This is a genomic window from Sodaliphilus sp., from assembly GCF_045598405.1.
Taxonomy (GTDB): domain Bacteria; phylum Bacteroidota; class Bacteroidia; order Bacteroidales; family Muribaculaceae; genus Sodaliphilus; species Sodaliphilus limicaballi.
Genome location: NZ_JAZLLZ010000138.1, coordinates 19,822 through 29,111 on the forward strand (window position 1 = coordinate 19,822; position 9,290 = coordinate 29,111).

General features: G+C 48.8%; 5 protein-coding genes. 3 read left to right on the top strand and 2 right to left on the bottom strand.

Translation table 11 applies throughout. The features are described 5' to 3' along the window. Positions 1-19 precede the first annotated feature (19 nt). The gene (locus tag ACKI3C_RS09775) at positions 20-2,641 is read right to left on the bottom strand and encodes a DUF5722 domain-containing protein (RefSeq protein WP_407404510.1); all 2,622 of its coding nucleotides are present in this window, start codon (positions 2,639-2,641) and stop codon (positions 20-22) included. Positions 2,642-2,916: 275 nt separating this feature from the next. Between ACKI3C_RS09775 and ACKI3C_RS09780 the strand changes: the two genes are divergently transcribed. After that, on the top strand, positions 2,917-3,801 hold the full coding sequence (locus ACKI3C_RS09780) for a nucleoside phosphorylase (RefSeq protein ID WP_407404512.1): 885 nt from the start codon (positions 2,917-2,919) through the stop codon (positions 3,799-3,801). Between the two features lie 730 nt (positions 3,802-4,531). On the opposite strand, the gene ACKI3C_RS09785 is transcribed toward ACKI3C_RS09780, so the two are convergent. Then, positions 4,532-5,839, bottom strand: a complete 1,308-nt coding sequence (locus tag ACKI3C_RS09785; RefSeq protein WP_407404514.1) for a Na+/H+ antiporter NhaC family protein — start codon at positions 5,837-5,839, stop codon at positions 4,532-4,534. A 125-nt stretch (positions 5,840-5,964) separates the two neighbouring features. Here ACKI3C_RS09785 and ACKI3C_RS09790 point away from each other — a divergent pair, with 125 nt between their 5' ends. After that, positions 5,965-7,260: a replication-associated recombination protein A gene (locus ACKI3C_RS09790; RefSeq protein WP_407404516.1), complete on the top strand. Its 1,296-nt coding sequence runs from the start codon at positions 5,965-5,967 to the stop codon at positions 7,258-7,260. 82 nt (positions 7,261-7,342) lie between these two features. Continuing rightward, positions 7,343-9,130 carry a translation elongation factor 4 gene (gene lepA / locus ACKI3C_RS09795; RefSeq protein ID WP_407404518.1) on the top strand — a complete coding sequence of 596 codons (1,788 nt, stop codon included), beginning with the start codon at positions 7,343-7,345 and terminating at the stop codon, positions 9,128-9,130. The last annotated feature ends 160 nt before the right edge of the window (positions 9,131-9,290 follow it).

Genomic DNA, 9,290 nt, shown 5'->3' on the forward strand with positions numbered 1-9,290 from the left:
GGGAAATGTGCATGTAAAACTAATACACTTTCACTTTGGCGGTTTGTGTTCCGCATTTCACAATGTAAATGCCAGGAGTGAGGTTTATTGTGTTTCTTGTTGTGCCGGCAAGTGCTCCGCTTGTGGTGTATATGCTAGCATCTGCTGGTGCTCCTGTGATATTGATAACGCCTTTACCGCCCTTGATGACAGCTATGTCGTTGTTGCTTAAATCCTGCACATCGCTTGTGTTGCCGTAACAGTCAATACGCAGGCAATCGAAGTTCCAGGGAGCGCTGATTGACTTCACCTTAATGGTGTGTTTGCCTTTCTTCAACAGCACATTGCGATAGTCGGGGTCGTCATGGCAAATTGATGACTGGTCGTTATTACCGCCTGACTTTGACCACACCCACAGCGTGTCGGTTTTTTCCTTTCCGTTGAGTGTGCTTGTCCATCGTTCGGGATGAGACTTGATTGTGTTGAAATTAGTGCCTCGTGACTGGTAGGCGTCGGGCGCGACAGGGCGAGCAGTCTGGGTGGTAGTGAGGTTTGCTCCGTCGAGCGAAATCACCATTGCTCCGGCGTAGTGTTTGGGCCAGTTGAGCGCAGGTTCGTTTTCTACGATGTAGCTGTTATTCCCTGGCACACATCCTGTTGCTGCGGCGTTACCCCATTCTTTCCATGGAGCTGCATGCTTGACGAAAATGTTGGCGAGAAGATCCTCTTTTGCTTCGAATGTGTAGGTGAACCAACTGCCCCAGTAGTCTTCGGCCATAGCACGGGTTATTGTTTTAGACTCCGAGTCCAGGAATGCACCGTTATATACTTGCCAGTTGCTCCCCATGTCGTAGATTCCCCAGCCGTTTTCCAGCAGCTGGTAGGCAGTGATGTTAACTCCGTCATTGTCGGTGCGGTAATCGCTGCCTGCGGTAGTGTTGCGCGAACCGTATGATATGCCTTGTCCGCCCTGGTCGTAATCTTCGGCCTCGATGTTGTAGGTCCTTCCTCCTTCAAGTTGGCGTCCTTCGCTGTGAAGAAGCAGGAAAATCTCTTTCCATTCCTTGACACCGATGATGTCAAGATACGGGTCAAGCACTTCGCTCTCGCGCTCGGTGCCAGCGGCCTCCCACACATACCACACTGGTTTCTTGCCTCCGGGGTTGGTTTCGTCGTCGGGGTAGAAGTGCAGGCCTATGCGCAGGCCGTCTTCCACGCGGTTGTCCATCCAGTTGTGCCACATGAATGCGTCAATACCGGGAAGTGCATTGGTCTTTTTCCATGCCCAAGCACCGCCTGCAGCCTGGTTGGCAAGATCGGTGTCGCTATAAGAAGGCGAGTTTGTGCCGTTCTCCGAGAGGAAAAGCTTGCGTTTCACGCTGCCGTTCATCATGTTCTCGGGTTGTAGTATCCACTCGTTGATAACCTCAAGGTTCTTGAATGTGACATATTTGCTGTCCATGTCGTTGGTTGATAGAGCATCGTCAATCCAGAACTTGGGTCGCGTGAGATTCTGTGGGTAGGGGTGTTGCGCCACGCCCCACAGGAAATCACCTTCTACCTTCGACATCTGAACTAAATGTTCGAGCATTGTCTTGGTGGGGTAGTTGCCTCCGCTAGTTGTTGTCCAGTTATGGGTGAAAGATCCCATGATAGAGGCGTGCTGGTCATACTGACGCACGATGTTGTAGCACAGTCGCATCGATTTCAAGTAGGTGTCGGTATATACCTGCTCGGGTTGCGACCCCATGTTGGTCCATGTGGATCCCATGTCCACCTCGTTGTGCATGATCCAGTGGTTGATGCGGCCGTGACCAGTGCCGTTGTAGCGGCTGGCAAAGTATTCAAGCACTGCGGCATAGGCGTTGATGCTCTCTATCGTGGTCATGTTGGGCATGGTGTAGTAACCGCCCGTGTTCTCGGGGTGGCAGAACACCTTGCTCAACGACGGATCTACCGAGTTGGGGGTGATGAGCACGATGGCCGACACTGCAATGTCGTGCTGCTCATAGAATGACAGGTGCCAGTCCCATGACGCAATCTCGTCCCCGTTCAGATAATACTTCTGTCCGTTGTAGATGTATTCAATGTTTTTAGCATAGACGGGTGACTTGGCGATGTACCAGTTCATCACCATGTTGCAGGTGATATTGTGTGCGTCAAGGTCAACAAGGTCTTGCATATAAACTGCGCCCAGTCCTGCTCCCACGCCTTTCTTGTTCTTCGGTATGAGTTCGGAGGGAGAGGAAAGGGCAGGGGCAGAGTCGGCATATCGTGCGTGAGAAGCAAGCACGTCGGTGCCTGTCGTTGCCTCTACAATAGCCCACCGCGACAATATGCGGTCATACCCTATTTCATCATAGGTGGTCTTGCGGTCCAATGTGAGGCTGAATCGGTTGTTATCAATGGGAATTCGCAGCCTAAAAGACTGGGTTTCGGTAACATCCTCGGCAGGAGTCACCTCGACCAGGGCAAATTGCCCGTCGCCGGGACACTGGCCAGAGATGGTGACCTTGTCGGTGCTGACATCCACGCGCTCAACTGTGCACGGGTAAGTAGTTTCCATGTAGTTTGTGATATTCTGCGCCATTTCGGTTTTGCCGGCATGAGACACACCGCATGTGGTGAGCAGAAATGCAAGTAATAAAGTCTTGAATTTCATTATGTATGGTTTATAGAGGTTGTTGTTAAATTGTTGTTTTTGCAAAAGTACAAAAAAATCATTAGATACACAACATCTTCTAGTAATGGCCCGCTACTCACACGTCTTGATATGTCTTACGGGTATTTCTTACGTCAGCTCGTGTAAAGAAAATTTGAATAAATTTGCATACTTGATATATTTGTATTACCTTTGCACTTTGTTTTTCAATTAATTTGTTTGTCATTTAGTTAATTGAATCCACTATTGACCAATAACATAAAACTTTATAAGATATGAATACAAATTACATTCCGGATTCAGAACTTATCATCAACTCTGATGGTTCTATTTTTCACATACATCTTCGCCCAGAGCAGCTCACCGACAATATTATAGTGTGCGGCGACCCCGGTCGTGTCAACATGATTGCTAGCTACTTCGATACCCAAGACTTTGAGGTGTCAAGTCGTGAGTTCCACACCATAGGCGGTACATATAAGGGCAAACCCATCATGGCGTTGTCGCACGGCATTGGCCCCGACAACATAGACATCGTGATGACCGAGCTCGACGCGCTTGCTAATGTTGACTTTGAGACTCGTATGCCTCGCAAGGAGCATCGCACTCTCAACATCGTGCGCATCGGCACTTCTGGCGGTCTGCAACCTTACGTGCCCGTAGGCACTGCTGTTATTGCTGATAGAGCTCTCGGTTTTGATGGTGTGCTCAACTACTATGCCGACCGCAACGCTAATTGCGACTTGGACTTTGAAAAGGCATTCTGCAAGCATGTTCAGTGGAACGAGCTTTTTGCTAAACCTTATGTAGTTGAAGCCAACCAGGAACTCGTTGAGAAGATAGGTCGCGACGACATGGTGCGTGGTTACACTATTTCGGCTGTTGGTTTCTATGGCCCCCAGGGACGCAAGGTTCGTCTTGATCTTGCTGAACCAGAACTTAACAAACGCATTGGTACATTTGAGTGGGAAGGTCGCCACATCACCAACTATGAGATGGAAGGTGCTGCTCTCCAGGGTCTCGCAAAACTTCTCGGACATCGTGCGATGACAGTATGCTCTATTATTGCTAACCGCGTAGCAACATCGGCCAACCCCAACTACAAGACTGCTGTCAACGATCTCGTGAAGACCGTTATTGAGCGTCTGCTGGCTGACTGATAGCAAGATCAAGATACAGTATAAAAAAGGTTGCTTGAATCCAAGCAACCTTTTTTTACGTCTTAAATGATTGAAGAGCATCAATTCACAACAAACCCACGAAGTCCCTCTGGCATCATCCTATTATAACTATAGGCTCTAGCCATTTGTTTTATTAAGTCCACGGTTGACTTGCGTGGCATGACTGGTTGTTGCACTTTGCTACCCTCCTTTTGTAATTGAGTAGAGGTTTTTTGCATAGGCAGTTTATTTTAGTGATTACATTCTTATAACGTAACTATAACTGCTATATTTTATAAACTATGCAAAAAAAATACATTTTAATCTTTTTTCACAACATCACCTTTTTCGGGTAACTATTCACCAATGGAACTCCCCGCGCGGATCTCACTGAACTCACTGATTTTTTCATTGAAAATTATTGTTGTCTGGTAAAAAAAGAAAATATTTTTATTATGATTTTTATGCTTCGCTTAGAAAATAGCTTGCTCTGCAAGCAAAATGGAATTACATCACAGATAGTGTATTATCATTTTGAGGACAGAGTCCTCTATTTTAAGAGAGGTTCGCTGGTCGCGGCACGGGCTTTCAGCCTCTCTTTGCCTTATGCTTTGTGCGAGAGAAAGATTTTCATAAGGTCTGGACGGGGACTCTGCAAAATTCTATTGTGAATAGTAACCTTTTTCGGTGGAGGCGGTGGGGTGCAAATTTCATCAAGATATTGCTCTTGTCAACGCCGTTTTATCACAATCGACAAGATTATCATTGCAGTTAAGGCCCAAGTATAATACAAGTAGGGAAGGAATGCAACAGGTGCTACTTGACTCAAACTCGCAGCAAGCAAAACCTGTGCGCCATAGGGTATCATGCATTGCACCACGCAAGCACTTGTGTCAAGCAGGCTTGCTGTCTTGCGGGGCTCAACGCCGAATTCGCTGCTTATCTTGCGTGAAATTTCACCCACTGTGAGTATGGCTATTGTATTGTTGGCTGTGCACACATTCACGAGTCCCACCAGCACTGACACGCACACCTGTGCTCCGCGGCTTCCTCTCACCACGTGATTAGTCAGCTGCTCGATTATATAAGTGATTCCGCCATTGTGGCTAATTAGTTTGAGTAGTCCTGCGGCAAGCAGAGTCACTATGATCAAATCGCTCATACCCGTGATGCCACTGCCCATGAGCGTGCACATTGTCATTATTGCGTCACCTTGCAAGAAAAATGCAATCGTCATGCAGCACAGTATTCCCAAAGACAAGACCACCAGCACGTTAACGCCCAGTGCGGCTGTCGCTATCACAACCAGATAGGGCAACACTAGCCACCACGTGCGGTCGCCTCCCGGGACAGTAGCCATTGTCGAAGACTCGCCCTGCACAAAATATACCGCAAGGGCAATCAATGCTGCCGGCAAGGCTATGCGCAGATTTGTCCTGAACTTATCGCTCATTTTCACACCTTGGCTACGTGTTGCGGCTATCGTCGTGTCGCTGATGAATGATAGGTTGTCGCCAAAAAACGACCCGCTAAGCACCACGCTCACGTAGAATGCCACATTGCCATCGCCCGCCTCGGCTAGCTGGCATGCAAATGGAGTCAAGGCTACGATTGTGCCCACCGAGGTGCCTATCGACATGGAGATGAAACATGTGACAAGAAACAGTCCAGGCAAAACAAACCACTGCGGCAGGCTATTGAGCGTGAGGTTAACAGTCGCATCTACAGCGCCGATGCCCTTGGCCAGCCCAGAGAAAGCTCCGGCCAGGATAAATATCCATATCATGTAGATGATGTTGGCATTGGCTGCACCTTGCGAGAAAATGTTGATGCGCTCTTGAAGTTTCACTCCGGTGGTGGTGACCATTGCCCATGCAGCGGCCACGATAAATGCTATCGACAATGGCATTTTGTAGAAATCACCTATCGCCAGCGACACTGCTACATACATGAGCAAGAACACGACTATGGGCGATAGTGCCAGCAGTCCATGTGAGTGCGATATACCTTTATTTCCTTCTGGTTTGTATTCAGTCATAGCTTTCCCATTTGTAGTTGTGTCACAAAATTACTAAATTTTGAACAATTCAGCAAAATAATTTTGCAACATCAAACAATTATCATTAACTTTACACTTTATTTTACATCAATACCTGAACAAATATGTACGAACCTTTAGCCGAGCGCATGCGTCCCAAGTCGCTCGATGATTATATAGGACAAAAACATCTCGTGGGTGATGGTGCAGTGCTCCGGCGCATGATCGAAAGCGGCAACATCTCCTCGTTCATCTTGTGGGGTCCTCCGGGAGTGGGAAAAACCACTCTTGCCCGCATCATAGCCGAGCAGACACAAGTCCCGTTCTATACCTTGAGCGCTGTCACCTCGGGTGTTAAAGACGTGCGTGATGTGCTCGACCGATGCAAGGCCGATGCCGTGAGCGTGTTCTCCAAAGGGCGCCCGGTCCTTTTCATCGACGAGATACATCGGTTCAACAAGTCGCAGCAAGACTCTCTGCTAGGCGCTGTGGAGCAAGGCATTGTCACGCTCATCGGAGCCACTACCGAGAACCCGTCGTTTGAGGTGATCAGACCATTGCTGTCGCGAGCGCAAGTGTATGTGCTCAATCCGCTTGAAGACGAAGATCTGCTCAACTTGCTTAATCGCACAGTGGGCGAAGACAAGATATTCAAGGAGCGTGAGGTTAAGATCGAAGAAACCACTGCTCTGCTTCGCTACGCAGGCGGTGATGCACGCAAGTTGCTTAATATACTTGACCTTATCATGCAGTCGCTTGCCGTGAACGAGCCGTTTGTTATCAACGACAAGATTGTGACCGAACGACTCCAACAAAATCCCATGGCGTTTGACAAGAATGGCGAGATGCACTATGACATCATCTCGGCCTTCATCAAGTCGATACGCGGCAGCGATCCGCAAGCCGCCGTTTACTGGCTTGCCCGGCTCATTGCAGGCGGCGAGGATCCCAAGTTCATCGCCCGCAGGCTTTGCATATCGGCTGCCGAAGACATAGGACTTGCCAATCCCAACGCATTGCTGCTGGCCAACGCCACATTCGATGTCATCAGCAAGATAGGCTGGCCCGAGGGACGTATCCCTTTGAGCGAGTGTACCATATATCTGGCTTCGTCACCCAAGAGCAACAGCGCCTACATGGCTATCAACGATGCGTTGGCATTTGTAGAGAGCACGGGCAATGCTCCGGTGCCATTGCACTTGCGCAATGCCCCCACAAAACTCATGGCAAAACTAGGATATGGTGCCGACTACAAATACGCCCACGACTATCCCGGACACTTCGTCAACCAGCAATACATGCCCGACTCCGTCCAGGGAACCCAGTTGTGGACCCCTCAGCCCAACCCTGCCGAAGCTAAAATGGCATCTCATTTAGCTTCACTATGGACTCCGCAGACCCCGCATGACGACAACTCATGAGTGTGTCCAAGTTGCTCGTTTTTGTTAGGATTTTGAAAAATCAATAAAATTGAGTAACTTTGCACAAAATATTGACTTTTTTATGGATAAGATAAGAAACTTCTGCATTGTTGCCCACATTGACCACGGCAAGAGCACGCTTGCCGACCGACTGCTGGAATATACCAACACGGTTGCGGGCAAGGACATGCAGGCCCAGGTGCTCGACGATATGGACCTGGAACGTGAGCGTGGCATTACAATCAAGAGCCATGCCATCCAGATGGACTATATGCTCGACGGCACAAAATATACGCTCAACCTGATTGACACCCCGGGACACGTCGACTTCTCTTACGAGGTGTCGCGCTCTATCGCTGCATGTGAGGGCGCATTGCTCGTGGTGGATGCCACCCAGGGCGTTCAGGCTCAGACTATCTCTAACCTCTATATGGCCATTGACAATGGTCTCGAGATAATCCCTGTTATCAATAAGATTGACATGGATAGCGCTCACCCCGACGAGGTTGAGGACGAGATCGTTGATTTGCTGGGCTGTGACCCGGGAGACATAATCCGTGCAAGTGCACGCACAGGAATCGGTATTCCAGAGATCATGGAGGCTATCGTGAAACGCATTCCTGCACCAAAAGGTGACCCCAAGGCTCCCCTGCAGGCATTGATTTTCGACTCGGTGTTCAATCCGTTCCGTGGCATCATTGTTTATTTCAAGATTCTCAATGGTTGCATCAAGAAGAATGACTTTGTCAAGTTTGTCAACACTGGTAAGGAATATAATGTCGATGAAATGGGTGTACTCAAGTTGCAGCTGGCTCCACGCAATGAGTTGAGCGCAGGCAATGTGGGTTACATCATTTCGGGTATCAAGAACTCCGTTGAGGTGAGAGTGGGTGATACCATCACCCATGTGAATGAACCGTGCGAAAAGGCTATTGAGGGATTTCAAGAAGTGAAGCCTATGGTCTTTGCCGGCGTGTATCCCATTGAGCCCGAGGATTTTGAAAACTTGCGAGCTTCACTTGAGAAGTTGCAGCTCAACGATGCCGCCCTCACGTTCACTCCCGAGTCGTCGGTAGCGCTGGGATTTGGTTTCCGTTGCGGGTTCTTGGGATTGCTCCACATGGAGATTGTACAGGAACGACTCAGCCGCGAGTTTAACATGGAAGTCATCACCACAGTCCCTAACGTGTCTTATAAGGTTTATGACAAGAAGGGCGAGATGACAGAGGTTCACAATCCTGCCGGTCTGCCCGAAATCACGCTTATAGAGCATATCGAGGAGCCTTACATACGTGCATCAATCATCACCCTCGCCGATTTTATGGGTCCCATAATCACCCTGTGTCTTGCCAAGCGAGGAGAGCTGGTGAAGCAAGAATATATCTCGGGCAATCGCCTTGAACTCACGTTTGATATCCCGCTGGGTGAAATTGTGATTGACTTCTACGACAAACTCAAGTCAATAAGCAAGGGTTATGCTTCGTTTGACTACTTCATCAGCGGCTACCGTGACTCGAAGCTCATCAAGCTTGATATCTTGCTCAACGGTCAGCCGGTGGATGCATTGAGTGCCCTCACTCACGTAGATAATGCAGTGTCGCTGGGTCGTCGCATGTGCGAGAAACTCAAGGAGTTGTTGCCTCGCCAGCAATATGACATCGCTATTCAGGCTGCCATCGGTGGCAAGATTGTGGCGCGTGAGACTGTGAAGCAGGTGCGTAAGGATGTGACTGCCAAGTGCTATGGCGGTGACGTGAGCCGCAAGCGCAAACTGCTTGAAAAACAGAAGGCTGGTAAGAAACGCATGAAACAGATAGGTAATGTGCAAGTGCCGCAGAAGGCATTCCTTGCCGTCCTCAAACTCGACTGACACTTCACTACGATACGCTGTAACTACTCAGGTAGGGGTACACGCCCTTAGCTCGCAACTCAAAAGTTGCGAGCTAAGGTGCTGTTTTAATAAAACTGTTGATTATTTCTCTATCTTATACCTTGCGACTTCCACAAGTGCATCAAGCGGATTCTGTTTG

Excerpts from the sequence above, each read along its gene's own strand:
- ACKI3C_RS09775 (WP_407404510.1), bottom strand. The coding sequence starts at position 2,641 with ATGAAATTCAAGACTTTATTACTTGCATTTCTGCTCACCACATGCGGT.
- ACKI3C_RS09780 (WP_407404512.1), top strand. The coding sequence starts at position 2,917 with ATGAATACAAATTACATTCCGGATTCAGAACTTATCATCAACTCTGAT.
- ACKI3C_RS09785 (WP_407404514.1), bottom strand. The coding sequence starts at position 5,839 with ATGACTGAATACAAACCAGAAGGAAATAAAGGTATATCGCACTCACAT.
- ACKI3C_RS09790 (WP_407404516.1), top strand. The coding sequence starts at position 5,965 with ATGTACGAACCTTTAGCCGAGCGCATGCGTCCCAAGTCGCTCGATGAT.
- lepA (WP_407404518.1), top strand. The coding sequence starts at position 7,343 with ATGGATAAGATAAGAAACTTCTGCATTGTTGCCCACATTGACCACGGC.